This window comes from Pseudomonas sp. DVZ6 (assembly GCF_024259445.1).
Lineage (GTDB): Bacteria > Pseudomonadota > Gammaproteobacteria > Pseudomonadales > Pseudomonadaceae > Aquipseudomonas > Aquipseudomonas peradeniyensis.
This window is the reverse complement of the sequence record NZ_JANCLM010000033.1, coordinates 14,017-38,282: the sequence shown is the minus strand read 5'-3', so window position 1 is coordinate 38,282 and position 24,266 is coordinate 14,017. Positions and strand designations below refer to the sequence as shown.

The following is a 24,266-nucleotide window of genomic DNA, read 5'->3' as shown; positions in this document are numbered from 1 at the left end:
GGGAGCGGGCTTGCCCCGCGATGACGGTTGATCAGTCGAAGTACCCACGCAAGGTAAATCGGTACCCGACATCCACCGCCGCCATCTGCGGTTTGGCATAGGTTCTCTTCAGCACGAACTCGATCGCCGGTTCGTACAACCCGTCGCGCACCACGGCGCCCGCCAGTACCTCCACCACGTACCAGCCGTTGTCCAGCTCGATGATCGGCCGCCCCGGCTCCTGGTAGCGCGCCAGCAGGTCGCCCAGGGTCTTGTTGGTGAAGTGCTGCAGGACGCGCCAGGTGAACAGTATCAGCGCACGGTTCTCGACCCGCAGCACATACCCCGCACGACGATGCTTGAGACGGCTGCCGGGCTCCAGCAGTGCCGGCGTGCGCTCGTCGAGGGTGAACAGGATGCGATAAGGCAGGTTATCGATTCCGGCCAGGGGCAGGATCACCCCTTGCGCCACCGCCAGGTCGCCGCTGTCGGTGCGGGTGAAGGCGCGGGCGAGGTCGTCGGGCAGGTCGTGGTCTTCCTTGAACTGTTCGAGCAACTGGATATCACCAAGCAGGAAATAGTCGATCAGGTCGTTGAGCACTTCGCTGAATTCGTAGCGCATGGGTAGTCCTTGTTCTGGCTGCGCCGGAGAAGTCAGCAATGTAGCAGTCCTGGCAAGGCCCGCCATCACCTATCGAGTGGGTCACTTCAGGCTGCCTTCAGATTCGCCGCCGATACTGCCTGCACTGTAACCTGCGGGGGCCTGTCATGACCGAGCCGACCTGGAACAGCCTGTTCCCCTTGCCTATTGGCAACCATGCGCCCCACCAGGCGCGGCTCACGCTGCACGACCCGGAAACATCCGGTCGCGCTGCCATAGAGCAGTTCATCCACGCACGCTTCGCCTGTGTCCACCATGCCGATGTCCATCACTACCTGCCGCAGCTGCTGGGCCTGCAGGACCGCCATGGCCGGCTGATGGCCGCCGCCGGCCTGCGCCTGGCCGCCGCTGCGCCGCTGTTTCTGGAGCGCTACCTCGATATGCCGCTGGAACGCGCCGTGGCGGGTGTGGCGGGGAGCCCGGTGCCCCGCGAGCAACTGGTGGAGGTGGGCAACCTGGCCGCACTCAGTGCCGGCAGCGCGCGGATCATGATCATCGCCGTGACCTGGTTGCTGGCTGCCCGCGGTCTGAGCTGGGTGGCCTTCACCGGTGCGGCGACGTTGCTCAACAGCTTTCGCCGACTGGGCCTGGAACCTACGGTAGTTGCTCAAGCCGACCCCCGGCGTATCGACGATGACTCCGGCGCTTGGGGCAGTTATTACGCACATCACCCGCAGGTGTTCGTCGGCAGCATCGACCAGGGCCATGCGGCATTGGCCCATGCCGGCGTGTTCGAGCGGCTGGGCCTGCCGACAATCCGCCAGGAGGCCGGTCATGCCGCATGACATCCAGAGCTTTTTCGAAACGCTGCAGGTCCATGGCCGACACCGCGGTGCCCAGCCAGCGGTACAGGGCGCTGGCGAAAGTTTCACTTATGAGCAACTGCTGTGCGAGGTTCGGCAGCGGGCGGGCTGGCTGCGCGAACAACCGCCCGGTACCTTCGCCCTGGCCCTGGAAAACGGCCCGCAAGCCCTGCTGTGGGATCTGGCGGCACTGATGGCCGAGCGTCCGTGCCTGCTGCTTCCGGGCTTCTTCAGTGCGGCCCAGCGACGCCACTGCCTGGTGCAAGGTGGCGTGACACGGGTGCTGGCCGATGCCGGCCTGGCGGCGGAACTGAGCGACTGCGGATTCACCCGGGACGCGCGATTCTGGAGCCGGGACAGCGTCGCGTCGCCGCCCCTGCCGGACGGCACCGCCAAGATTACCTACACCTCCGGCAGCACCGGGGCGCCCAAGGGCGTGTGCCTGGGCGCGACGGCCCTGGTCAGGGTGGCCCACGAACTGGAGGTCGCCAGCCGCGCGGCGGCGCCGGGCAAATACCTGGCGGTGCTGCCGCTGGCGGTACTGCTGGAGAACCTGGGGGTGTACGCGGCGCTTCTGGCAGGCGCCAGCGTAGTGCTCTACCCACAGGCACAGCTGGGCATTGGCGGCGCCAGCCAGGTGGATTTCAGCCGTCTGCTCGGGGCCATCGCCCTGAGCGGTGCCGAGAGCCTGATCCTGGTTCCGCAGCTGCTGCTGGGGTTGGTCACGGCTATCGAACGGGGGGCGATGCGGGTCGGTCCGCTGCGTTTTGTTGCCGTGGGGGGCGCCCGGGTGGCCGACAGCCTGTTGTCGCGCGCCGCGGCGGTGGGGTTGCCGGTGTACGAGGGGTACGGGTTGTCCGAGTGCGCATCGGTGGTGTGCCTGAACCGGCCTGGGGCGCTGCGCCCGGGCAGCGTCGGACGACCGCTGCCCCATGTGCAGGTGCGCATCGCCGAGGATGGCGAGGTGCTGGTGGCGGGTACGGCGCTGCTCGGCTATCTGGGCGAGCCTGCGTTCACCGGCCAGTGGTGGCCGACCGGCGACCTCGGCCAGCTGGACCGTGACGGCTACCTGCACCTGGCCGGGCGCAAGAAGAACCAGTTCATCACCAGCTTCGGCCGCAACGTCAACCCGGAATGGGTCGAGGCCGAACTGACCCAGGGTGGGGTGATTGGCCAGGCCTTCGTGCACGGCGAGGGCCTGCCGGGCAACCTGGCCCTGCTCTGGCCCCTGGACCCGCAGGCCAGTGATGGGCAGATCGCGACGGCGCTCCGCCAGTGCAATGACGGCCTGCCGGATTACGCCCGGGTGCATGCCTGGCGACGCCTGCCCGAACCTTTCAGCGCCGAGGCGGGCACCCTGACCGCCAATGGCCGTCCGCGCCGCGACGTGATCCTGCGGCATTACCAATCACTGTTGTCCGACCTTCAGCATCCGTGAGGTACGCCATGTCCTTTTTCGAAATCCTGCAAGCGCAGACTGCGAGGGAGCGTGAAGCCTTGTTCAGCGTCCCGGTGATCCGCGATGCCTTGGGCGGGGTGGTCAGCCTTGAGGGCTACGTGGCTTTCCTGACCCAGGCCTACCACCATGTTCGCCATACCGTGCCGCTGATGATGGCCTGCGGCGCGCGGATGCCGTCGCGCCTGGAATGGCTGCGCGGCGCGGTGTGCGAGTACATCGAGGAGGAGTACGGCCATGAGCGCTGGATCCTCGACGACATCGCCGCTTGCGGCGCCGACCCGGCCACTGCCCGTGACGGCCGGCCGGCACTGCCGATCGAACTGATGGTGGCCTACCTTTACGACCTGATTGCCCGGGGCAATCCGGTAGGGCTGTTCGGCATGGTCAATGTGCTCGAAGGGACCAGCATCGCCCTGGCCACCCAGGCCGCCGGCAGGATCCAGGGTAGCCTGGGACTGCCGGACAAGGCGTTCAGCTACCTCAGCTCCCATGGCGCCCTCGACCAGGACCACATGCTGACGTATCGCGGCCTCATGGACCGCCTGGAGGACAGCGACGACCAGCAGGCGGTGATCCACGCCGCCAAGGTGGTGTACCGACTGTACACCGAAATGTTCCAGGGCTTGCCGCGGGCCGGCCAGACCGAGGTGCGCCATGCGCTTGCCTGAATGCGTGGTGGTGCTGACCGGTGCCAGTGGCGGCATCGGCCTGGAACTGGCCGAACAGCTGTGCGCCGCCGGTGCGCGGGTACTGGCGGTGAGCCGGCACATGGGCAGGCTGGCGCAGTTGATGAACCGCTACCCGCAACAGTTGCGCTGGCAGGCGGCCGACCTGCGCGGCGCCGAGGGTCGCCAGGCGGTACTGAGCGCCGCCCGGGCCATGGACGGGGTCAATGTGCTGATCAATGCCGCCGGGATCAACCGCTTCGCCTTGCTCGACCAGCTCGACGAGGCCGCCCTCGACGAACTGCTGGACATCAACCTCAAGGCCGCGGTGCAGCTCACCCGTGGCTGCCTGCCATTGCTGCGCCTGCAGCCTCGGGCGCTGGTGGTCAACGTCGGCTCCACCTACGGCTCGATCGGCTACCCCGGCTATGCCGCCTACTGTGCCAGCAAGTTCGCCCTGCGCGGCTTCTCCGAGGCCTTGCGCCGCGAATTGGCCGACACCTCGGTGAACGTGCTGTACGCCGCGCCACGGGCAACGCGCACGGCGATGAACAGCAGTGCCGCGACGGCGCTCAACCAGGCGTTGAAGGTCGGCGTGGATCAGCCGGGGGATGTGGCCCGGGCCGTGCTTGCCGCGGTCCAGGCCGACCGCAGCGAGTTGTACCTGGGCTGGCCGGAAAAACTCTTCGTGCGTTTGAACGGCATGTTGCCCGGGCTGGTCGATCGTGCCCTGCGCAAACAACTGCCGCTGATTCGTCGCTACAGCGCCCACTCGGGCAAGGAGTCAGGCAAATGAAACGTCTGTTACTGGCCGGTGTGCTGGCCTTCTCGCCGGTTGTCTGGGCTCTGGACCAGGCCGGCAGCCAACGTCTGAACGAGGTGCAGCAGCGCTGGGCGCAGATCCAGTACAAACTGCCCGAGGCGCAGCGCAGCAAAGCCTTCGAGGCCCTGGCGGCGGACGCGGCGGCTTTGGTTCGTCAGTACCCGGGCTCGGCGCAGCCGCTGATCTGGGAAGGTATCGTCGACAGCAGCTGGGCCGGTGCCACGGGTGGGCTCGGCGCACTGGGCAAGGTCAAGGCCGCCCGCGCCAGCCTGGAGAAGGCCTTGGCGATGGACCCCAAGGCCCTGCAAGGCTCGGCCTACACCAGCCTCGGCGCATTGTACGACCGGGTGCCGGGCTGGCCTTTGGGGTTCGGCGACAAGGACAAGGCCGAAGCCATGCTGCGCCAGGCATTGGCGATCAACCCCGACGGTATCGACAGCAACTACTTCTGGGCCGACCACCTGTACCGGCAGAACCGCTACGCCGAGGCCCGCGCCGCCCTGGACAAGGCGCTGCGCGCCGCGCCACGTCCGGGGCGCGAACTGGCCGACGAGGGTCGGCGCGGGGAAATCGATGCTTTACTCAAGGCCATCAGGGACAAACAGGACTGAGCATGCGCCTGCTGCTGGTTGAAGACGACCCCGCCCTTGGCGAGGGGATCTGCGATGGCTTGCGCCTGGAGGGCTATACCCTCGACTGGCTGCAGGATGGCCAGAGCGCGCTGCACGCCCTGGGCGTCGAGACCTTCGACCTGCTGGTCCTGGACCTGGGCCTGCCGCGGCTGGACGGCCTCGAGCTGCTGCGACGCCTGCGGGCGACCGAAAACACCATGCCGGTGCTGATCCTCACGGCTCGCGACGCGCTCGAGGACCGTATCGCCGGACTCGATGCCGGCGCCGACGACTACCTGGTCAAACCCTTCGATCTCAACGAACTCAAGGCCCGTCTGCGCGCCTTGCTGCGGCGCAGCGCCGGCCGCGCCAGGGTGCTGATCGAACATGCCGGCGTCAGCCTCGACCCGGCCACCCAGCAGGTGCGCTACAAGGGCCAGCCGGTGGTGCTCACGCCCAAGGAATACCTGCTGTTGCATGAACTGCTCGCCCAGCCGGGCAAGGTCTTCACCCGCGAGCGCCTGACCCGGTTGCTCTACGGCTGGGACGAAGAGCCCGAGAGCAATACCCTGGAGGTCAACATCTACCAGTTGCGCAAGAAGCTGTTCAATGGCCTGATCCGCACCGTGCGTGGCATCGGCTACCTGGTGGAGGGGCGTGCATGAGTTCGCTGCGTCAGCGAACCCTTTGGCGGGTCATGCTGTTGCTGCTGGTCGGCAGTGGCCTGCTGGCGCTGTACAACTACCACGACAGCCGTCATGAGATCACCGAAGTCTACGACGCCCACCTGGCGCAGAACGCACGCCTGCTGCAAGGGGTCATGAGCCTGCCGGTGCAGGAGCAGAACCGTCAGGCGCTGTACCAGGCATTCGATGAGGCCTTGAGCAAGGCGGGGCGCCATCGGGTCGGCCACCCGTATGAGAGCAAGCTGGCCTTCCAGGTCTGGGACGACCGCGCCAACCTGCTGGTGCACACGCCCAGTGCGCCTGCATTCACCACGCCACCGAGCACGCCGGGGTTTGCCGACATGCAGGTGCAGGGTCAGCGTTGGCGCGGCTTCGTGCTGCCGGTGCCGGAGAAGCGCTGGCTGATCTGGGTAGGGGAGCGCAATGACGTGCGCTACGACCTCATCGACCGTATCGTGCGCCATACCCTGATGCCGTTCCTGCTCGGCAGCCTGGCCCTGGCCCTGCTGGTCTGGGCCGCGATCGGCTGGGGCCTGCAGCCGCTGCAGAACATGGCCCGGGTGATCCGCGGGCGACATGCCGAGTCCCTTGAGCCCCTGCAGTTGGTGCCGCTGCCCAAGGAGCTGGAGCCCATGCAGGCGGCGATCAACCGGTTATTGGCGCAGATCGACGAACTGCTGCGCCGCGAGCACCGGTTCATTGCCGACGCCGCCCACGAAATGCGCACGCCACTGGCGATCCTGCGCCTGCATGCGCAGAACGCCCAGGCCGCCACCAGCGCGGCCGAGCGCGACAAGGCCCTGGGATTCCTGATCGGCGGCGTCGATCGCCTGACCCGGGTGGTCAACCAGCTGCTGACCCTGGCGCGGCTCGAGCCGCGTCTGGCGCAGCGCGACTGGGCCGAGCTCGACCTGGCCGCGCTGGTCGTCGAGACCTTGGCGCAGCTGACACCCTGGATGCTCGAGCGCGGCCAGGAGCCATCCCTGGACATTGCCGAGGGTGCTGATTACCGCTTGTACAGCGATGCCGGCGCATTGGGCATTGCCTTGCAGAACCTGGTGACCAATGCGGTGGACCATTCGCCGCCGGGTGGACGGGTACGTGTCACGCTGCGCTGCGAGGACCATGCGTTGGTCCTGGTGATCGAGGACGAAGGGCCGGGTATCGAGGCGGCGGATCTTGAGCGCGTGTTCGAACGCTTCTACAGCAAGGATGCGCCCAATGGCGCCGGCCTGGGACTGTCGATCGTGCGCACCATCGTCCAGCGCCTGGACGCTAGCGTGCAGTTGCGCAATGGCTCGCCACGGGGCCTTTGCGCCACGCTGCGTTTTCCGGTGAAGCAGGGCTGATCAATGCCGCTGGGCGATCTGGATCAGGTTGCCGCAGGTGTCGTCGAACACGGCCACGGTGACAGCGTCCATGGCCGTGGGCGGCTGGGTGAACTTCACGCCGGCCTTGCACAGCCGCTCATACTCGGCCTGGATATCGCGCACGCCGAACGAGGTGGCGGGAATGCCGGCCTGCTTGAGCGCGGCCTTGTAGGTCTTCGCCGCAGGGTGGGCGTCAGGTTCGAGCAGCAGCTCGACGCCGTTGGGGTCGTTGGGGGAGGTGAGGGTGAGCCAGCGGTGCTTGCCCATGGGGATGTCGTGCTTGGGTTCGAAACCCAGGACATGGTGGTAGAAGGCATGGGCCCTGGCCTGATCGTCGACGAGGATGCTGGTGACCACGATCTTCATCAGACTTGCTCCGTTTATTCCTCTTTCAAGCAAAGCATACTTCAGGTGATCTGCTGTGCAGGATGCCGGTCAAGCAGTGCGTTTCGCCGGGGCATCTCGCTCGAAGTCGATGACATAGTCCAGATACTCCCCTTTTTCGAGTGCCGCCAAGAACTCTCTGGCCGGGAATCTTTCGCCGTGAAGGTTGATAGTCACTTCCTCCACACCGTGGCTCGACTCGATAGCAAGGATGTCATTGCGCAATCCTTCAAGGGACCCGGTGCGATTGGGGTCAGAGAGCCAATAATTGACCATATGGGTGAAAATGAACTCTCGGCGCGTAACTCGCTGAGACTTCTTGAACTGTTTCTCATGTATCCAGGTGACCAGCGTGCAGTCCTGTTGCGGTTTGCCGTGATAGCTGGGCGCAACTGCTGTAGTTAGCAGCAGAGCGCCGTTTGGCGTTGGGATGTGCCTCTTCATGCCACCTGCGGCAAAACTGTAAGCGGGACGAACAGCGAGTTCGCTTCCCGAACTCTCGAGCCAGACGAGTGCGGGAAGGATTTCCTTGATTGCCGCTTCAATGGTTTCCACACCCAGGCGCTCGACGATGCGTTCCAAGCAGTGAAAGCTGATAGTGGCGACACTGTGGTTGCTTAACAACTCCCGAGTGTTGGTGCCATGCGTCTTGAAAATCATGACCAGCAGGACGTTGGCTGGCGTCGGCGAGTCGTTTTTGACCACGAAGGCATGGGTCCTACGGGTGTTGACTTGGTGCAGATGCCGATTGAGCTTGTACTCGTTTTCCGCTGAGCGTTGCTGTTGCGCCTTGGAGCTTGGCGTATCGTCAGGCGCATTCGAGATGCCTTCAATGGGCATTGTTCGGCTGAAGTTAAAGGCGACCTCTTGAACGAAGAAATCACTTTTTCGGGCCTTAAGCGCTTTACGGACCGCATCCTCTCGTTTATCGACAGTGGTGATTCGTTTCCTGCTGCCGAGCAGTTGTGCAGCGAACTCCTGAAATGCAGTGTATGTGCCTCGCCAGTCACGCAAGCCCTGTGCGACGATGGTTTTAGCTTTGACTTCCTTTTCGTTGGTCACGGTGTGGACTTGCCTCATGTATCAGGGAGGCATGCATGATACCTCTGCCGAAGCTGGTTGGCACTGAACCAAGAGTCAGGGCCTGGAATGCCGTTATTACCTGGCAGGTCCGCATTGGACTGTCGGTTGCCGGGCGATGCACATCTGCCTGGGTCGCACGTAAGTCGAGGCGTAATCGCACAGAAAAGCTACGGGCAGACAAACGGTACAAATGCCTAATCCAAAAGTGATATCAGATCGCTTGCATGGCGCTTGGGCCGATCTATGCTCAGGGCATCCCGTGGATACAGGAGCCCCGGCCCATGTTCGAATACCATCGCAAGTCCGATCTGGTCGAAATTCAGCGCGCCCGGCAGGCCCTGGCGGGCATGGAGGCGAAGCTGGCCGCGATCAGCCGTTCCATGGCGATGATCGAGTTCGCGCCGGATGGCACGATCCTCGAGGCGAACGAGCACTTCTGCAAGACCATGGGCTACAACGCCGACGAGATCCGTGGCAAGCACCACCGGATCTTCTGCGACCCGACCTACGCCAAGAGCGCCGAGTACCAGCAGCTCTGGCGCGAGCTGGGCGAGGGCAAGGCCATCAGCGGCACCTTCGAACGCCTGGACAAGGCCGGTCGCGAGGTGTGGCTGGAGGCCAGCTACATGCCGGTGATCGACGAGCGCCAGCAGGTCACCAGCGTGATCAAGGTGGCCTCCGACATCACCCGCCACGTGATCGAGGAGCATGAGAGCGAAAGCCTGCTCAAGGCCATTGGCCGCTCCATGGCGGTGATCGAGTTTACCCCGGCCGGGCGGGTGATCAAGGCCAACCAGAACTTCCTCGACACCATGGGCTATCGCCTGGAGGAGGTGGTCGGGCGCCACCATGGGCTGTTCTGCCTGCCCCATGAGCGCGAGTCGGCCGAGTACCGCGACTTCTGGGCCTCGCTCAATCGCGGCGAGTACCATTCGCACCGCTTCGAACGCGTCAACAAGCAAGGCCAGACCGTATACCTGGAGGCGTCCTACAACCCGATCTTCGACAACAAGGGCCGGTTGTACAAGGTGGTGAAGTTCGCCAGCGACATCACCCGTCAGATCAGCACCCAGCAGACCGCCGCCGACGCCGCCCACGCCAGTTCGATGCAGACCGACGCCTGCGCGCGCAAGGGCACCCAGGTGGTGCAGCAGGCGGTGGAGGTGATCGAGCAGATTTCATCCGAGCTGAACGATGCCGCCCGCACCATCGACGCGGTAAGCAAGCAGTCCGAGGTGATCGGCCAGATCGTCCTGACCATTCGCGGCATCGCCGACCAGACCAACCTGCTGGCACTCAACGCCGCCATCGAGGCGGCCCGGGCCGGCGAGCATGGCCGGGGCTTCGCCGTGGTCGCCGACGAGGTGCGTAACCTGGCGGCGCGTACCAGCAAGGCGACCCTGGAGATCGTCGAGGTGGTGCGACAGAATCATGACCTGTCACTGACCGCAGTGGCCAGCATGCAATCGAGCCTGACCCGTACGGGGCTTGGCGTGGAGCTGGCCAACGAGGCTGGCACGGTGATCATGGAGATACAGCAGGGTTCGCGGCACGTGGTGGACGCCATCAGCCAGATCAGTTCGACCCTTCAATTGCACTGAGGCTCTGGCGCAGTTCCAGCTCCAGGCTGCGCAGGCTGGCCTGGAGCCGGGCGAGCAGCCGGTCCACCGGTTCGCCTTGGGCGATGGCCTGCTCCAGGGCCTCGCAGTCCTGTTTCACGCCCCTGACCTTGAGCATCTTGGCGCCCCCCTTGACCCGGTGGACCACGGGCACCAGGGCCTCGGGTAACGGATTGGCGCCGAGCGCCTGCAGTGCTTGCAGGTCTTCGGCGCTGCTTCGTGCCAGTTGCTCCAGCAGGCGCCTGATCAGCTGGTTGTCGTCCTGGGTGAGGTGACGCAGCTCGGCCAGGTCGAAGCCGCTGGAGCGCGGCGCTTCCCCAGCCGGGTCAGGCTGGGGCGCGGCAGCCAGTGGCAGGCAGGCCTTGAGCGCCTGCAGGCCGATCGGCTTGAACAGGCATTCATCCATGCCGTTGTCCAGGCAGCGTTGACGCTCTTCGGCCTGGGCGTTGGCGGTGACGCCGATGATGCGACAGGCCGATGAGCCAGTCTCGCGCTCCTGCGCCCGAATGGCGCGGGCCAGCTCATGGCCATCCATGACCGGCATGCTGCAGTCGGTGATCACCACGTCGAAATGATCCGCCTGCCAGAGTGCCAGCGCCGCCTTGCCCTGGTCGGCGAGGCTCACCTGGTGGCCCAGCAAGCGCAGCTGTTTGTCCAGCAGCAGCAGGTTGGCCGGGTAGTCGTCCACCACCAGGACCTTTAGCGGCCCGCTGAGGGCTGCGACCAGCGCGTTGTCGGGCATCGCGTCGGCGCTGGGCTCGGCGCCGGGCAGGGTGAGGCGGACATCGACCTGGGTGCCCAGGCCCTCGATACTGTGCAGGGTCAGCTCGCCCCCCATGAGTTCGCACAGCTCGCGGCTGATCACCAGCCCCAGGCCGGCACCCTGGCGCGCCTGTCGACCATCGACCTGGGAGAAGGTGGTGAACAGCCGCGCCTGGTCGCTGGCACCGATGCCTACGCCGCTGTCCTTGATCTGCAAGCTGGCCTGCTGCAGGCCGCCATCGAGCGAGGTCATCAGCAACGACACGTCGACCTGACCGTGGTCGGTGAACTTGATGGCATTGCTCAGCAGGTTCGACAGCACCTGCTTGAGGCGCAGCGGGTCGGCGAGCACCCAGGCCGGGGCGGCAGGCAGCACCGCACGCAGTGCCAGCCCCTTGAGGCGGGCGCTGCCCTCGAAGATCCGCAGGGTGGAGCGAATCAGCTCGACCAGGTCGATGGCCACCGGTTGCAGGGTCATGTGGCCGGACTCGATGCGTGAGATGTCCAGCACATCGCCGATCAGCTCGAGCAGGCCGATCGCCGAGTCGTGGGCCGCCTCCAGGGCCTGGCGATCGCTATGACCGTGCCGGCTGTCCTCCAGGGCCATTTCCAGCAGGCCGATGACGGCGTTCATGGGCGTACGGATCTCATGGCTCATGACCGCCAGGAAGGTGCTCTTCGCCCGGCTGGCCTGTTCGGCATCGTCCTTGGCCTGGCGCAATTGTTCGAGCAGGCCGCGGCTGAGCGCCAGCTGCTCCTGCAGCGCGCGCTGGGCCTCGCTGCGCTGGTGGATCAACTTGCGCAGGTAGGTGTTCCAGAACACCACGCCAGTCAGCAGCAGGGCGGCCAGTACCAGGACCTGCAGGGCCAGGGTGCGGTAGTTGCGCCAGGGACTGTCGCTGACCACGGTGTTGGTGCGCCAGCGATTGACCAGTTGCTCCAACTCGTCGGGTGGAATGCTCAGCAACGCTTTGTCGAGGATCGCCTGCAACTGGTGTTCCGTCGGGCTTACCGCGAAGGTCGCCAGCGCCGGTTCGTCGCCCAGCAACCCGGCAATCCTGAGCCGGCCGTTGAACACCTGGTTGATGAAGTAGGTGGCATTGATCTGCGAGCTGAGGGCGACATCGGCGTCACCGTTGGCCACGGCCTCCATCAGTTGCAGGGGGTTTTCCCGTTCGACGGTGCGCAGGCCTGGGTACTGGCGTTCGAGCCCTTCGAGCGAAGGCGAGCCGCGCAGCAACGCCACCCGTTGGCCTTGCAGAGGTTGCACGGCGTCCAGCGCTGGCGCGTCCTGGCGGGTGACCAGGACCCGTGGGCTGATCATGTAGGGGCGGCTGTAGCGCATGCGCTGGGCGCGAAGCACACCGTAACCGATGGCAGCGATCATGTCGGCCTTGCCCTGGGCAACCTGCTCGACCATGTCCTCGAACGATTCCGACTCGACGACCTGGAAGCGCAGGCCGGTGCGCAGGCCAATACGCTCCAGCAAGTCCAGGGCGATGCCCCGTGGTTGCTGTTGGGCATCGGTAAAGCTCAGCGGCGCGAGAGAGGTGTTGATCATCACCTTGATCTGCCTGTGTCGGGCGATCCAGTCGCGCTCCTCGGCCGTCAGGGCGTCCAGGCGACGGTCGAGCAGGACACTGGTGCTGCCTCCGGTCCAGCGTCGCAGGATGTTCAGTCGCTCACTGTCGGCGATGCGTCCCAGGGCGAGGTCGACCAGTTGCAGCAGGCGTTGGTTGTCGCGCGCCAGGGCAAAGGCGAAAGTGCTGGTTGGCGCCTTGACGAAGTGATCGACCTTGACCCGTTCCTGGAAACCCTTGGCAATCGCGTAGTCGGCGCTGATCGCATCGCCCAGGTAGACATCGGCCTGCCCCAGTGCCACCGCGGCGACACCGGCGAGGGTGGAGCGGTAGAGGTTCAACTGCGCGCGTGGGTAGAGCTGCTGCACCGTGTGGATGGGCAGGTAATGGTCGACCATGGCCAGGCGCAGGCCTTCCAGGTCGTCACCCTCGGGCAGGCTCTGGTTCTGTCGCGACACGATCACCGGCAGGTCGTCGGCATAGGGCGTGCTCAGTACCAGGTCGGCATCACTGGCTTCGAAGGCATTGGAGCTGCCCAGCAGGTCGATTTCGCCCGCACGCAGCGCGTCGAGGGCCTGGGCGCGGCTGGTATAACGGCGCACCTCGATCGGCACACCCAGTTGTTCGGCGATCAGACCGGCGTAGTCGGCGCTCAGGCCCTCGTAGTCGGCCTGGCTGATGTTGATGTCGAAGGGCGGGTAGTCCGGGTGCGAGCTGCCCAGTACCAGGCGCCTGCGTTCATTGAGCCACTGGCGGTCGGAAGCAGCCACCGCCAGCGGCGGCGCCACGCTCAGGGCGCGGGCCAGCAGGTGGCGGGGCTCGCTGTGCACTTGCGCCTGGGTGGGCAGCGACAGCAGCGCGACCAGCAGCAGGCAAAGCGATGTCCCCTGGTGCATGGCTCAGGCCACGTTGTTGCGTTTGGCCAGGTCGACCATTTCCACCAGCGACTCGACCTTGAGTTTCTCCATGATCCGGCCGCGGTAGGTGCTGATGGTCTTGGCGCTGAGGTTCATCTGCTCGCCGATCAGTTTGTTGCTCTGGCCGGCGCTGAGCCGGCGCAGCACTTCCACTTCCCGGTTGGACAGTAGCCTCAGGCGCTCGGTCTCGCTTTCCAGGGTGTTGCTGTTGACCGCCATCTGCGGGAAGGTCGAGTAACCCTTGACCAGGGCCTTGAGGGCGAAGACCAGGGCGTCGAGGTCTTCGTCCTTGTTGACGAAGGCCGAGATGCCGGCGTCCATGCAGCGGCGCACGTAAAGGTCGGCGGGTTGGCCGGTCAGGGCCATGATCCGCGGCGGCGGGTCGATCAGCTTGAGGCGCTTGATCACCTCCATGCCGTCGAGGTCCGGCAGGCCGATATCGAGGATGACCACATCCGCCTTGGTCTGCTCGGCCAAACGGGCGGCTTCCTTGCCTTTACCGGTTTCCCCCACGACGGTGAAGCGTTCACGTTCGAGCAGCATGCGTACGGCAAGTCGAACAATGTGATGGTCATCGACCAACAGCACGGATGTCATTCAGGTAACTCCTGTCAAAGTGCAGCGCGCTTCCAGCCTACGATTACAGGCGCTGGGCAGCGGACTTGCTGGGCAGCGCGCACCTTACGGATATTCAGGAGCCTTGGTAATAGGCGAGTATAGGTGTGTTGAAATACCTGCACCAACCTGTAGAAAAGTCCTACAAGGAAGGTTCAGGCGCAGGGTGCGTGCGGCTTGTGCACACGTTGTGTCGAGGCGGGATTGTTGTCCAGTACCTTGCCGACACGGGTGGGGCGGATCACCAGCTGGCCGCCGCAGTTCGGGCAGCGGTTGTGGAAGTGCTGGTCGTTGCAGGCACGGCAGAAGGTGCATTCGAACGAGCAGATCAGTGCATCCGGGCTATTGGCGGGCAGGTCGGTGTCGCAGCATTCGCAGTTGGGGCGCAGTTCGAGCATGGGCTTGGTTTCCGTCCAGTTGGAAAATCCAGTGTGCTACGCCGCGCCCCCGGTCGGCAATCGTTTCACGAGCCTGGGCGATAGAGGTGGGCATGACCGGCGCGGTACAGGGCCGAGTCGGCGAACGGCGCGTCGCCCAGCACATGGCCGACCAGGATCAGCGCGGTGCGTCGGAAGCCTTTGGCGGCCACGCGTTCGCCGATGTCCGCCAGGGTGCCCTTGACCCAGTCCTGGTCCGGCCAGGTGGCACGATGGACCACCGCGATCGGGCAGTCGACACCATAGTGTGGCAGCAGCTCCTCGACGATGCGGGCCAGGTGGCGCACGCCCAAGTGGATGGCCAGGGTACTGCCGTGGCGGGCCAGGTCGGCCAATTGTTCACCGGCCGGCATCGGCGAACTGTCGCCAAAGCGGGTGAGAATCACGGTCTGTGCCACATCGGGCAAGGTCAGCTCGCAACCGAGCAGCGCGGCACTGGCGGCGGTGGCGGTGACGCCGGGGACGATCTGGTAGCCGATGCCCAGTTCGCGCAAGTGGCGGATCTGTTCGCCGATGGCGCCGTACAGGCTGGGGTCGCCGCTGTGCACGCGGGCCACATCCTCGCCATTGGCGTGGGCCTGGCGCATCACCTCGACGATCTGTTCCAGGTGGAGTTCGGCACTGTTGATCACGGTGTGCGCCTGGTGACCTTCCAGTACAGCGGCGGGGACCAGGGAGCCTGCGTAGATGATCACCGGGCACTGGCGGATCAGGCGCTGGCCCTTGACCGTGATCAGCTCCGGATCGCCGGGTCCGGCACCGATGAAATAAACCGTCATGGGGGTTCCTTGCAGAAATATGGCGCGGATTATCCGCCGATCGCCAAGGCGAGGGTAGCGCCGCCGAGTACCTGCCTGGGCACGTGCAGGCGGCCGTTTTCACCAGCCAGGGCCAGGGCGGTGCTTTCGGCGACGCCCCAGCAGCCGGTCTGGGCGTACACCGTGGCCGAACGATGGCTGAGCAGCGGCTCGAAGACCGTCAGGTGCGTGGCGTCGAAGCAGATGTAAGGCAGCCCGAGGCGCTCGGCCAATGCCAGCAGGCCGGGTTCGCGAGCCTTGGGCTCGATGCTGGCAATGGCGCGCAGGGCCGAGAGGGGCAGGGCGTGGCGGGTGAGCGTCTGGCGCAGCAGCACCGCCAGTGTCTCGACCGGGCAACCACGGCGGCAACCAAAGCCGGCGAACATCGCCGGCTGCACGGGCAGATCGCGCATCAGGCCTGGCTGGAACGACGGTAAAGCCACGCGCTGAGCAGGCCCAAGGCCAGCCAGAACGCGGCGTTGGTCAGCCAGGAAGCGATCTTGAACTGGGTCTCGAGGGCTTCCGGCGCCAGGCTTTCATGCACTGCGGGTTGCGGCGCGCCGATCAGGTGCGGGATCACCAGCAGGGCCACACCAAGCACCTTGAACAACCAGTGCCGGGCGAACACCAGCAGCGCCAGGCCGGCGGCGGTGGCTGCGGCGGTGCCGATCCACCAGGTCTGGCGCTGGCCAAGGTCGGCTGCGGCGGTGCCGGGCAGTTCCGGTGGCAGGCCCAGGGTCGGTGCCAGGCAGAACACGGCGAAGCCGGCCAGGCCCCACAGTGCGCCGGTGGCCACGCGGTTCGGTTCGCGCAGGCTGTAGAGGGCGACCAGGATCAGGGCAAAACCGACGGCGACCACCAGGTTGCCGCCAGTAGTGGACAGCACGCGCTGCCAGCCGTCCTCCGGCGCCCAGGCCTCGGCACTGTGTTCATGCTCATGGGGCGCTGCGGCGTCGCCGTGCTCATGCTGTTCGGCGACCGGGGCAGTGGATTCGTAGGTTTCCGCCTGGAGAATCAGTGGGGCGACCCAGAAGCTTTGCAGCAGGGTCAGCAACAGGGCCGCGAGCAGGCCGCTGAAACCCGCGGTACGGGCGATGCGCGTAATCATGCGGATTTACTCAGTGGCAAGGGAAGGCGGCGCTGTGGCGGGTGTCGTGGGCGGCATTGTGCACCGCCTCGATGTGCGAGAAACCGGCGAAGTACACCAGGCACAGCCCCAGCAGGCTGGCGCCGACCGCGACGATCAGTCGCTGGCTGAGGCTGACGGGGGTGGCGATACTGTGTTTGGCGCTGGTGATGGGCATGACGCGTTCCTCTGCTGCTTTTGTTGTGGCAACGGGCATGCGCGACGACCCCGGGCACGGCTGGCCCGAGTGATACGACGACGCCCGCCCACCGCGGGGTGTACTGTGAGCACGTCAGGCCGGTCTCCGGGCTCGCGAGGTGGAGCAAGGCTCCTTCCATGGCGTCACCTTCCCATGCCTTGAGGCTGGCACAGTGGTCCGGACGCTTCTCTCGCTTACCGTTGCGGGGGCAGCACCGGCCTTGTCGGCTCCTGGAATGGAGACGCGACGCACCGGTTTCCCGTTTCACCCCCGTGGGGGCACCTGAACGCAATGCGCTAGCAAATCACGGGGCCGGGCCCGCGTCAATCGCCGCGGCGGTTGACCGCCAGGCAGGCACTGCGTAGCCTTGCCGCTGCGAGGTTCTCGGGCGTTGGCCCGAGCTAAGACGGGAACGCGGTACAAGCCGCGGCTGCCCCCGCAACTGTAAGCACTGAAGGGTTCGGCACAGCCACTGCGCAGGCGCGCGGGAAGGCGCCGGCCCACCGGCCAGCGAGCCGCAGCGGTGCAAGCCAGGAGACCTGCCTCGTGACGTTTTCGACTTTCAACCGGGCGGGGTGATCCGGTGGCGAACGCGCCAGGCCGGCATGGCCGTGGCTGTCGTCCTGCATGCCCGCGCCATTGCTGCCAAGGGCATCGCGACATGAAAACACTGGCCAAGCTTCCCGTCACCATCGTCACCGGCTTCCTCGGCTCAGGCAAGACCACCTTGCTGCGCCATATGCTCGACAACGCCCAGGGCCGCCGCATCGCGGTGATCGTCAACGAATTCGGCGAGCTGGGCATCGACGGCGAGATCCTCAAGCAGTGCAGCATCGGTTGCACAGAGGAAGAGGCCAATGGCCGCGTCTACGAACTGGCCAACGGTTGCCTGTGCTGCACCGTGCAGGAAGAATTCTTCCCGGTGATGCGCGAGTTGGTGGCCCGGCGCGGCGACCTCGACCACATCCTTATCGAAACCAGCGGCCTGGCCTTGCCCAAACCGCTGGTACAGGCCTTCCAGTGGCCGGAAATCCGCAACGCTTGCACCGTCGACGCGGTGATCACCGTGGTCGACAGCCCGGCCGTGGCCGCCGGCACCTTCGCTGCCTACCCGGACCAGGTCGACGCCCAGCGCAAGCTCGACCCGAACCTCGACCATGAGTCGCCGCTCCATGAATTGTTCGCCGACCAGCTGGCCAGCGCCGATCTGGTGGTGCTGAACAAAGCCGACCTGATCGACGCCGAGGGCCTGGCCAAGGTCCGTGCCGAGGTGGCCGAGGAACTGCCGCCGGCGGTCAAGGTGATCGAGGCCAGCAGCGGCCGCCTGCCGCTGGAAGTGTTGCTGGGCGTGGGCGCCGAATCCGAGGCGCATATCGACGGTCGCCGTACCCATCACGACTCGCATCACGACGGCGATGACCATGACGACCATGACCACGACGCCTTCGACTCGATCTCCATCGACCTGCCCGAGGCCGACGAGAGCCTGCTGCTCGATGCCCTGACCCAGCTGGTCACCGAGTTCGGCATCCTGCGCGCCAAGGGCTTCGCCGCCATCCCCGGCAAGCCGATGCGCCTGCTGATCCAGGGTGTGGGCACCCGCTTCGACAAGCATTTCGACCGTGCCTGGCGCAGCGACGAGCCCCGGATCACCCGCTTGGTGCTGATCGGCCAGGATCTCGACGCGGCGCAGCTGGAAGCGCGCCTGCGCCAGGCCCTGGGCGCCTGATCCATGCACCTGCTGCGGACCCAGCCCGGCGGCTTCGTGCCGGACGACAGCATCGCCGATCTCGGCCAGACCCCCGCCGACCTGGTGATCCTCTGCAGCGGCGATTCACACCTGGCGCTGCTCGCCGAAACCGCCGAGCAGTTGCCGGCGGATTTCCCCAGCGTGCGCCTGGCCAACCCGATGCAGGTGCAGAACCATGCCTCGGTCGACCTGTATGTCGACCAGGTGCTGCGCCACGCCAAGGTGATCCTGATATCACTGCATGGCGGCGTCGGCTACTGGCGCTATGGTGTCGAGCAACTGGTCGAACTGGCGGGGCGAGGGGTACAGCTGATCCTGGTGCCCGGCGACGACCGCCCCGACCCTGAGCTCACCGACCTGGGCACGGTTCGCGGCGAACAGGCCGAACGCCTCTGGCACTTCCTGCGCCAGGGCGGCAAGGCCAACGCGGTGAACCTGTTCAACTGCCTGGCCAGCCAGTGGCTGGGGCGCGATTACCCGTGGGACGAGCCACAGCCCTTGCCGCGCACGGCGGTCTATCATCCAGCCAAGGGCACGGCTTGTCCCGAGGACTGGTACGCCGAGTGGAACCCGGAGCATCCGGTGGCGCCGTTGCTGTTCTACCGTTCGCACCTGCAGGCGGCCAACACCGCGTTCATCGATGTGTTCTGCCAGCGCCTGCAGGCCTGCGGTCTGAACCCATTGCCCATCGCCGTGGCCAGCCTGAAGGAGCGCGCCTGCCTGGACCAGGTCGAGGCCTGGCTCGATGAGGTGCAGGCCGAAGTGGTGATCAACACCACCGGTTTCGCCCTGTCCAGCCCCGAGCAACCCAACCTGCGCCCGCTGCGCCGCGATGTACCGGTGCTGCAGGCCATCTGCGCCCAGGACAACCAGCCTGGCTGGGAGCAGAGCGAACAGGGCCTGGGCGCTCGCGACCTGGCGATGCACATCGCCCTGCCGGAACTTGACGGGCGCATCATCACCCGGCCGGTGAGTTTCAAGGACCTGGCCTGGCGCAGCGAGCGCAGCCAGTCCGATGTGGTCTGCTACCGGGCCCATCCCGAGCGCATGGACTTCGTCGCCGAACTGGCACGGCGCTGGGTGACCCTGGCGCGTCTGGACAACCAGGAAAAGCGCGTGGCCCTGGTGCTGGCCAACTACCCGACCCGCGACGGGCGCATCGGCAATGGCGTCGGCCTGGACACGCCGGGCGCGGCGCTCAATATCCTCAGGGCCCTGCAAGCGCAGGATTACCCGGTGGCCGGGCTGCCCGACAGCGGCACCGAGCTGATTCACCAACTGCTCGGCGGGGTTACCAACGACCTTGACCACCTCGACCAGCGCCCCTGCGCCCAGAGCCTGGCCCTGGCCGACTACCAGCGCGCCTTTGCCGCCTTGCCCGAGGCCAACCAACGCGCCGTGCTGGAGCGCTGGGGGCCGCCCGAGCAGGATCCGATGTTCCGCAGTGGGCGCATGATGGTCGCCGGCCTGCGCTACGGCCTGACCTTCGTCGGCATACAGCCGGCGCGGGGCTATCAGGTGGACCACAGCGCGGTGTACCACGACCCGGACCTGGTGCCACCGCATGGCTACCTGGCGTTCCACTTCTGGCTGCGCAACGGCTATGCCGCCGACGCGGTGATCCATGTGGGCAAGCACGGCAACCTGGAATGGCTGCCGGGCAAGGGCGTGGGCCTGTCCGCCGAGTGCTGGCCGGATGCCTTGCTCGGCCCGTTGCCCAACATCTACCCGTTCATCGTCAACGACCCGGGCGAGGGCGCCCAGGCCAAGCGCCGCACCCAGGCGGTGATCATCGACCACCTGATGCCGCCGCTGACCCGTGCCGAGACCTACGGCCCGCTGCGCCACCTGGAGCAATTGGCCGACGAATACTACGAGGCGCAGTTGCTCGATCCGCGCCGCGCCCGCGAGCTGCAACGGGACATCCTTGAACTGGTCAAGACCCATCATATCGACCGCGAGCTGCAGCTCGAAGGGCAGATGGAGGACGCGGCGGTGTGGCTGCCGCGGCTGGACACCTACCTGTGCGACCTGAAGGAATCGCAGATCCGCGACGGCCTGCACGTGTTCGGCCAATCGCCGCAGGGGCGTTTGCGCAGCGATACGCTGCTGGCGTTGCTGCGGGTGGCACGGGGCGATGGCAAGGGCGGTAACGCCAGCCTGATCCGTGAACTGGCCAGGGCATTGGGGCTGGGCTTCGATCCGCTGGATTGTGATCTGGGGCAGACCTGGAACGGGGCACGCCCGGACCTGCTGGCACAACTCGACGCCAGCCTCTGGCGAACCTGCGGCGATACCCGCGAGCGCCTGGAGTTGTTGGCTTTGTCACTGATCGAGCAGGCCCTGCAGGGTGCTGTCGCGCTGCCGGACGAAGCAGGGTGGGACGCGGTGCGCGCGGTACTGCGCACACTGGTCGAGCAGGTCGCCCCCGACCTGGATGCCTGCGGCGCTGCCGAGATCGATGGCCTGCTGGCGGCCCTGGCCGGGCGCTTCGTCCCCGCCGGACCCAGCGGCGCGCCCAGCCGCGGGCGGCTGGACGTGCTGCCCACCGGGCGCAACTTCTATACCGTCGATGTACGCAACCTGCCCACGGCCACGGCCTGGCGCCTGGGCTTCGCCTCGGCCAACCTGATCCTCGAACGCCATTTGCAGGACCATGGCGATCACCTGCGCCAGCTGGGCCTGTCGGTGTGGGGCACGGCGACCATGCGCACCGGCGGCGACGATATCGCCCAGGCCATGGCGTTGATGGGCGTGCGCCCGGTGTGGGCCACCGGCAGCCAACGGGTCGATGACTTCGAGATCCTGCCGCTGAGCCTGCTCGACCGGCCACGGGTGGACGTGACGCTGCGGGTGTCGGGCTTCTTCCGCGACGCCTTCGGCAACCTGATCCGCCTGTTCGATGCCGCCGTGCAGGCGGTGGCGGCGCTGGACGAGCCAGGCGAGCTGAACCCACTGGCCGCACGGGTGCGCGCCGAGCGTGAAGCGCTGCTCGGCGCTGGCATCGAGCCCGAACAGGCGGCGCGACAGGCCGGTTGGCGGGTGTTCGGCGCCAAGCCCGGCGCCTACGGAGCCGGTGTGCAGAACGCCATCGACGGGCGCCTTTGGCACAGCCGCGACGACCTGGCCGAGGTCTACCTCAACCATGGTGGCTACGCCTATGGCGCCGCCGACGAAGGCACCCCGGCCCGCGCCGCGTTCGCCCAGCGCCTGGCGCAGGTGCAGGCAGTGCTGCAAAACCAGGACAACCACGAGCACGACCTGCTCGACTCCAACGACTACTACCAGTTCCAGGGCGGCATGCTGGCGGCCGCCGAAACCCTGGCCGGCACCTCGCGGGCCAGCTACCACGGCGACCATAGCCAGGCCGACCGGCCGCGGGTGCGCACCCTCAAGGAAGAACTCAACCGGGTCATTCGCGCCCGGGCGCTCAACCCCAAGTGGATCGACGGCGCCAAGCGCCATGGCTATAAAGGTGCGTTCGAGCTGGCGGCCACGGTCGACAACCTGTTCGCCTTCGACGCCACCACCCACCTGATCGACGATCATCATTACCAAGGGCTGGCCGATGCCTATGTGCTCGACCCGGCCACCCGTGATTTCATGCGCGAGCACAACCCCGAAGCCCTGCGTGACCTCACCGAGCGCCTGCTGGAAGCCCAGCAGCGCGGGTTGTGGCAGGAGCCGGGCGACTATCGTGAAAGCCTCGAGCAGCAGTTGCTCGCCGGCGAGGAAGACAGCTGAACATGAGCGAACCCGTGCAATTCCCCCTGGCCGCCGTGGTTGGCGCCGACGACCTCAAGCTGGCCCTGTGCCTGACAGCCATCGACCCGAAGATCGGCGGCGTGCTGATCGAAGGCCCACGTGGCATGGCCAAGAGCACCCTGGCCCGGGGCTTGGCCGATCTGCTTGGCGACGGCCCGTTCGTGACCCTGCCGCTGGGGGCCACCGAGGAGCGCCTGGTCGGCACCCTCGACCTGGATGTCGCGCTCGGCCAGGGCCAAGTGCGGTTCTCACCGGGCGTGCTGGCCCATGCCGACGGAGGCGTGCTGTACGTCGATGAGGTCAATCTGTTGCCCGACCCCTTGGTAGACCTGCTGCTGGACGTGGCCGCCAGCGGCACCAACCGCATCGAGCGCGACGGCATTTCCCACCGGCACGCGGCCCGTTTCGTGCTGATCGGCACCATGAACCCGGAGGAGGGTGAACTGCGCCCGCAACTGCTCGACCGCTTTGGCCTCAACGTGGCCCTGGAAGGTTTGCCGGCGCCGGAGGCGCGTCAGCAGATCATTCGTCGCCGGCTGGCTTTCGACAGCGATCCAATGGCGTTCTGCGAACAATGGGCCGGGCAGCAGGCGGCGTTGCGCGAACGCTGCCGGTCGGCCCGTGAGCGCCTGGTATCTATCGCCCTGGACGACCAGGCCCTGGCGTGGATCACCGAGCGCTGCTTCGCCGCCGGTGTGGACGGTTTGCGTGCCGACCTGGTCTGGCTGCGCGCGGCGCGGGCCCACGCCGCCTGGCGGGGTAATTCGGTGATCGAGGAGGTGGATGTACAGACGGTTGCCGAGTTTGCCTTGCGCCATCGGCGCCGTGCTGAGGCACCGCCACCCCAGGCCACTTCGGCGGGCGGGCAGGCGAGTGCGCAGGAGGCACCGGGCGGTCAGGGTGACTGGGGGGCATTACCTGCCCAGCCAGTGGCCACGGGAGCTCGGCGCGAGGTGCCGAACTGGGCAAAAAAGCCCTGAGCATCCGTTCGCCCCATGATCGGGTGGCGGATGCCAGGCCTTGCGTCGGTCATTTGACGGGGACTTCCCAGGGCCGCCCGCGCACCAGCGATAGCGGGCGCATCGCCTGGCTGGCAACCTTGCTCAAAGGGCGGCCACGCCAGCGCCGCGACTTGTGTTGGCAGCAGCGCCAGGCACAGGCGCCGGAACTGTGGCTGGTGATCGTCGATGCGTCGGCTTCGACCCGGCGCAATCAGGCGCTGGCCCAGGCCAAGGGCCTGTTGGCCGGGTTGTTCGATGAGGCCTACCGTCAGCGCGCACGCCTGGCCTTGCTGACAGCCAGTGGCAACCGTCCGCAATGGCAACGCCACGGCCTGAAAGCCTCGGCGGCCTTGCAGCCCTGGTTGCAGGCGCTGGGGGCGGGCGGCGGTACACCGTTGCCGGCGGCACTGGAAGAGGCGCGTCAGTGGTTGCTGGCCCGGAGCAAGCGCCTTCCCCATGAAACCCAGCGCTGCCTGGTGTTGACCGATGGTCGCCTGCAACAGGGCCCTGTGTTGCAGCCACTACCTTGCGTGACGTTGCTGGTGGATATGGAAACAGCGGCGGTGCGCGTGGGCCGGGCACGTCAAATTGCCGAACAACTGCAGGCCGACTATCGGCATATCGAGCAGTTCGCGGTGGTCAAATAAGGATGTAACTGCGACAGGATGTCGCAATAGAAAAAGTTATCCCCGAAAGTGGGGAAACTTGCACAAGTGCGTGGCAACCACGCACTGGCGGCACAGTGCTCTTTTACTTCGGCATTGACCAGGGTTGCAGGTCGTAACCTTTGCCGGACAGTTCGGCGCGCACTTCCTCGATCAGGCTGGCCCATTGCGCCGGGTCGGAATAGACGCGCGAGGACACTTGTTTGCTGCCGATACGGGTGCTGGTCCGGTCGATCACTGCCAGGCTCAGTTCACCAGTACCGTTGGGTGCATCCCAGGCTACGCACTGGAAGGGTTCGAAGGCGTGGTCGGCGATCAGCAGTGCTTCGTTGACACGGAGCGGGGCGTTCATGGTTCGGTCTCTCTCATGGTCCCAAACAGCGAAATAAGGTGCCGCGGTGTTATTCCACAAAAGTGTACAGCGCGGGGTTATTTGTACTGATGCTCCAGATCAGGGTTCAAGTCACATGGCCGTTGAAATTTTTTTATATCGATGATGTTTTCCTGCC

23 protein-coding genes and 2 riboswitches are annotated in these 24,266 nt (G+C 66.1%); of the genes, 12 read left to right on the top strand and 11 right to left on the bottom strand.

Annotated features, from left to right (window positions below; translation table 11 throughout):
• Positions 1-31: 31 nt before the first annotated feature.
• Positions 32-601 carry a hypothetical protein gene (locus NMG10_RS18760; protein ID WP_232856958.1) on the bottom strand — a complete coding sequence of 190 codons (570 nt, stop codon included), beginning with the start codon at positions 599-601 and terminating at the stop codon, positions 32-34.
• A gap of 146 nt (positions 602-747) precedes the next feature.
• On the opposite strand from NMG10_RS18760, the gene NMG10_RS18755 reads away from it, so the two are divergent.
• Genes NMG10_RS18755 through NMG10_RS18725 form a run of 7 tightly spaced genes read left to right on the top strand, consistent with a single transcriptional unit; the run spans position 748 to position 7,036 of the window.
• On the top strand, positions 748-1,425 hold the full coding sequence (locus tag NMG10_RS18755) for a thermostable hemolysin (RefSeq protein ID WP_232856959.1): 678 nt from the start codon (positions 748-750) through the stop codon (positions 1,423-1,425).
• Positions 1,415-2,881: an AMP-binding protein gene (locus NMG10_RS18750; RefSeq protein WP_232856960.1), complete on the top strand. Its 1,467-nt coding sequence runs from the start codon at positions 1,415-1,417 to the stop codon at positions 2,879-2,881. The genes NMG10_RS18755 and NMG10_RS18750 overlap by 11 nt, the downstream gene beginning before the upstream one ends.
• A gap of 8 nt (positions 2,882-2,889) precedes the next feature.
• Positions 2,890-3,570 carry a TenA family transcriptional regulator gene (locus NMG10_RS18745; RefSeq protein WP_203646348.1) on the top strand — a complete coding sequence of 227 codons (681 nt, stop codon included), beginning with the start codon at positions 2,890-2,892 and terminating at the stop codon, positions 3,568-3,570.
• Positions 3,557-4,363 carry an SDR family oxidoreductase gene (locus NMG10_RS18740; protein WP_198742919.1) on the top strand — a complete coding sequence of 269 codons (807 nt, stop codon included), beginning with the start codon at positions 3,557-3,559 and terminating at the stop codon, positions 4,361-4,363. The genes NMG10_RS18745 and NMG10_RS18740 overlap by 14 nt, the downstream gene beginning before the upstream one ends.
• Positions 4,360-5,001 carry a tetratricopeptide repeat protein gene (locus tag NMG10_RS18735; RefSeq protein ID WP_232856962.1) on the top strand — a complete coding sequence of 214 codons (642 nt, stop codon included), beginning with the start codon at positions 4,360-4,362 and terminating at the stop codon, positions 4,999-5,001. The genes NMG10_RS18740 and NMG10_RS18735 overlap by 4 nt, the downstream gene beginning before the upstream one ends.
• 2 nt (positions 5,002-5,003) lie before the next feature.
• The gene (locus tag NMG10_RS18730; protein WP_203646354.1) at positions 5,004-5,666 is read left to right on the top strand and encodes a response regulator; all 663 of its coding nucleotides are present in this window, start codon (positions 5,004-5,006) and stop codon (positions 5,664-5,666) included.
• Positions 5,663-7,036, top strand: coding sequence for a sensor histidine kinase (locus NMG10_RS18725; RefSeq protein ID WP_254464871.1), 1,374 nt, complete (start codon positions 5,663-5,665; stop codon positions 7,034-7,036). The genes NMG10_RS18730 and NMG10_RS18725 overlap by 4 nt, the downstream gene beginning before the upstream one ends.
• On the opposite strand, the gene NMG10_RS18720 is transcribed toward NMG10_RS18725, so the two are convergent.
• Together NMG10_RS18720 and NMG10_RS18715 are read right to left on the bottom strand one after the other, a co-directional pair.
• Positions 7,037-7,423, bottom strand: a complete 387-nt coding sequence (locus tag NMG10_RS18720; RefSeq protein WP_232856966.1) for a VOC family protein — start codon at positions 7,421-7,423, stop codon at positions 7,037-7,039.
• Positions 7,424-7,492: 69 nt separating this feature from the next.
• Positions 7,493-8,503 carry a hypothetical protein gene (locus tag NMG10_RS18715; RefSeq protein WP_254464869.1) on the bottom strand — a complete coding sequence of 337 codons (1,011 nt, stop codon included), beginning with the start codon at positions 8,501-8,503 and terminating at the stop codon, positions 7,493-7,495.
• A gap of 302 nt (positions 8,504-8,805) precedes the next feature.
• Here NMG10_RS18715 and NMG10_RS18710 point away from each other — a divergent pair, with 302 nt between their 5' ends.
• Positions 8,806-10,125 carry a PAS domain-containing methyl-accepting chemotaxis protein gene (locus NMG10_RS18710; RefSeq protein WP_203646366.1) on the top strand — a complete coding sequence of 440 codons (1,320 nt, stop codon included), beginning with the start codon at positions 8,806-8,808 and terminating at the stop codon, positions 10,123-10,125.
• Here the strand turns inward: NMG10_RS18710 and NMG10_RS18705 are convergent.
• The 7 genes from NMG10_RS18705 to NMG10_RS18675 form a co-directional block, all read right to left on the bottom strand.
• Positions 10,100-13,381 carry a transporter substrate-binding domain-containing protein gene (locus NMG10_RS18705; protein ID WP_254464867.1) on the bottom strand — a complete coding sequence of 1,094 codons (3,282 nt, stop codon included), beginning with the start codon at positions 13,379-13,381 and terminating at the stop codon, positions 10,100-10,102. The genes NMG10_RS18710 and NMG10_RS18705 overlap by 26 nt on opposite strands.
• A gap of 3 nt (positions 13,382-13,384) precedes the next feature.
• Entirely contained in the window at positions 13,385-13,999 is a 615-nt protein-coding gene (locus tag NMG10_RS18700; protein ID WP_203646370.1) for a response regulator transcription factor, read from the bottom strand.
• 173 nt (positions 14,000-14,172) lie between these two features.
• On the bottom strand, positions 14,173-14,415 hold the full coding sequence (locus tag NMG10_RS18695; protein ID WP_203646372.1) for a DUF1272 domain-containing protein: 243 nt from the start codon (positions 14,413-14,415) through the stop codon (positions 14,173-14,175).
• Positions 14,416-14,480: 65 nt separating this feature from the next.
• Positions 14,481-15,233: a precorrin-4 C(11)-methyltransferase gene (gene cobM, locus NMG10_RS18690; protein WP_203646373.1), complete on the bottom strand. Its 753-nt coding sequence runs from the start codon at positions 15,231-15,233 to the stop codon at positions 14,481-14,483.
• A 29-nt stretch (positions 15,234-15,262) separates the two neighbouring features.
• Positions 15,263-15,664: a cobalamin biosynthesis protein gene (locus NMG10_RS18685; protein WP_232856971.1), complete on the bottom strand. Its 402-nt coding sequence runs from the start codon at positions 15,662-15,664 to the stop codon at positions 15,263-15,265.
• Positions 15,664-16,359: a CbtA family protein gene (locus NMG10_RS18680; RefSeq protein ID WP_203646375.1), complete on the bottom strand. Its 696-nt coding sequence runs from the start codon at positions 16,357-16,359 to the stop codon at positions 15,664-15,666. Before NMG10_RS18680 ends, NMG10_RS18685 begins: the two co-directional genes overlap by 1 nt.
• 10 nt (positions 16,360-16,369) lie before the next feature.
• Complete coding sequence (locus tag NMG10_RS18675) at positions 16,370-16,555, bottom strand: CbtB domain-containing protein (RefSeq protein WP_028690797.1); 186 nt, start codon at positions 16,553-16,555, stop codon at positions 16,370-16,372.
• A gap of 99 nt (positions 16,556-16,654) precedes the next feature.
• A riboswitch (cobalamin riboswitch) is annotated at positions 16,655-16,877 on the bottom strand.
• Between the two features lie 60 nt (positions 16,878-16,937).
• Positions 16,938-17,138, top strand: a riboswitch (cobalamin riboswitch).
• 99 nt (positions 17,139-17,237) lie between these two features.
• On the opposite strand from NMG10_RS18675, the gene cobW reads away from it, so the two are divergent.
• From cobW to NMG10_RS18655, 4 genes are all read left to right on the top strand, one after another.
• Entirely contained in the window at positions 17,238-18,305 is a 1,068-nt protein-coding gene (gene cobW / locus NMG10_RS18670; RefSeq protein ID WP_203646376.1) for a cobalamin biosynthesis protein CobW, read from the top strand.
• Between the two features lie 3 nt (positions 18,306-18,308).
• Positions 18,309-22,070 (top strand): cobaltochelatase subunit CobN, encoded by a 3,762-nt coding sequence (gene cobN, locus NMG10_RS18665; protein ID WP_254464865.1) that lies wholly within the window; start codon positions 18,309-18,311, stop codon positions 22,068-22,070.
• A gap of 2 nt (positions 22,071-22,072) precedes the next feature.
• On the top strand, positions 22,073-23,071 hold the full coding sequence (locus NMG10_RS18660; protein ID WP_254464864.1) for an ATP-binding protein: 999 nt from the start codon (positions 22,073-22,075) through the stop codon (positions 23,069-23,071).
• Between the two features lie 101 nt (positions 23,072-23,172).
• Positions 23,173-23,739, top strand: a complete 567-nt coding sequence (locus tag NMG10_RS18655) for a VWA domain-containing protein (RefSeq protein WP_337994568.1) — start codon at positions 23,173-23,175, stop codon at positions 23,737-23,739.
• A gap of 103 nt (positions 23,740-23,842) precedes the next feature.
• Here NMG10_RS18655 and NMG10_RS18650 read toward each other — a convergent pair whose 3' ends face one another.
• The gene (locus NMG10_RS18650; protein WP_028690802.1) at positions 23,843-24,109 is read right to left on the bottom strand and encodes a hypothetical protein; all 267 of its coding nucleotides are present in this window, start codon (positions 24,107-24,109) and stop codon (positions 23,843-23,845) included.
• Positions 24,110-24,266: the final 157 nt, after the last annotated feature.

What these genes read in the sequence shown, in the direction of transcription:
- NMG10_RS18735 (WP_232856962.1), top strand. Translation starts at nt 4,360, where the DNA reads ATGAAACGTCTGTTACTGGCCGGTGTGCTGGCCTTCTCGCCGGTTGTC.
- cobM (WP_203646373.1), bottom strand. Translation starts at nt 15,233, where the DNA reads ATGACGGTTTATTTCATCGGTGCCGGACCCGGCGATCCGGAGCTGATC.
- NMG10_RS18745 (WP_203646348.1), top strand. Translation starts at nt 2,890, where the DNA reads ATGTCCTTTTTCGAAATCCTGCAAGCGCAGACTGCGAGGGAGCGTGAA.
- NMG10_RS18710 (WP_203646366.1), top strand. Translation starts at nt 8,806, where the DNA reads ATGTTCGAATACCATCGCAAGTCCGATCTGGTCGAAATTCAGCGCGCC.
- NMG10_RS18700 (WP_203646370.1), bottom strand. Translation starts at nt 13,999, where the DNA reads ATGACATCCGTGCTGTTGGTCGATGACCATCACATTGTTCGACTTGCC.
- cobN (WP_254464865.1), top strand. Translation starts at nt 18,309, where the DNA reads ATGCACCTGCTGCGGACCCAGCCCGGCGGCTTCGTGCCGGACGACAGC.
- NMG10_RS18755 (WP_232856959.1), top strand. Translation starts at nt 748, where the DNA reads ATGACCGAGCCGACCTGGAACAGCCTGTTCCCCTTGCCTATTGGCAAC.
- NMG10_RS18720 (WP_232856966.1), bottom strand. Translation starts at nt 7,423, where the DNA reads ATGAAGATCGTGGTCACCAGCATCCTCGTCGACGATCAGGCCAGGGCC.
- NMG10_RS18680 (WP_203646375.1), bottom strand. Translation starts at nt 16,359, where the DNA reads ATGATTACGCGCATCGCCCGTACCGCGGGTTTCAGCGGCCTGCTCGCG.
- NMG10_RS18685 (WP_232856971.1), bottom strand. Translation starts at nt 15,664, where the DNA reads ATGCGCGATCTGCCCGTGCAGCCGGCGATGTTCGCCGGCTTTGGTTGC.
- cobW (WP_203646376.1), top strand. Translation starts at nt 17,238, where the DNA reads ATGAAAACACTGGCCAAGCTTCCCGTCACCATCGTCACCGGCTTCCTC.
- NMG10_RS18675 (WP_028690797.1), bottom strand. Translation starts at nt 16,555, where the DNA reads ATGCCCATCACCAGCGCCAAACACAGTATCGCCACCCCCGTCAGCCTC.
- NMG10_RS18650 (WP_028690802.1), bottom strand. Translation starts at nt 24,109, where the DNA reads ATGAACGCCCCGCTCCGTGTCAACGAAGCACTGCTGATCGCCGACCAC.
- NMG10_RS18660 (WP_254464864.1), top strand. Translation starts at nt 22,073, where the DNA reads ATGAGCGAACCCGTGCAATTCCCCCTGGCCGCCGTGGTTGGCGCCGAC.
- NMG10_RS18760 (WP_232856958.1), bottom strand. Translation starts at nt 601, where the DNA reads ATGCGCTACGAATTCAGCGAAGTGCTCAACGACCTGATCGACTATTTC.
- NMG10_RS18750 (WP_232856960.1), top strand. Translation starts at nt 1,415, where the DNA reads ATGCCGCATGACATCCAGAGCTTTTTCGAAACGCTGCAGGTCCATGGC.
- NMG10_RS18725 (WP_254464871.1), top strand. Translation starts at nt 5,663, where the DNA reads ATGAGTTCGCTGCGTCAGCGAACCCTTTGGCGGGTCATGCTGTTGCTG.
- NMG10_RS18695 (WP_203646372.1), bottom strand. Translation starts at nt 14,415, where the DNA reads ATGCTCGAACTGCGCCCCAACTGCGAATGCTGCGACACCGACCTGCCC.
- NMG10_RS18740 (WP_198742919.1), top strand. Translation starts at nt 3,557, where the DNA reads ATGCGCTTGCCTGAATGCGTGGTGGTGCTGACCGGTGCCAGTGGCGGC.
- NMG10_RS18705 (WP_254464867.1), bottom strand. Translation starts at nt 13,381, where the DNA reads ATGCACCAGGGGACATCGCTTTGCCTGCTGCTGGTCGCGCTGCTGTCG.
- NMG10_RS18730 (WP_203646354.1), top strand. Translation starts at nt 5,004, where the DNA reads ATGCGCCTGCTGCTGGTTGAAGACGACCCCGCCCTTGGCGAGGGGATC.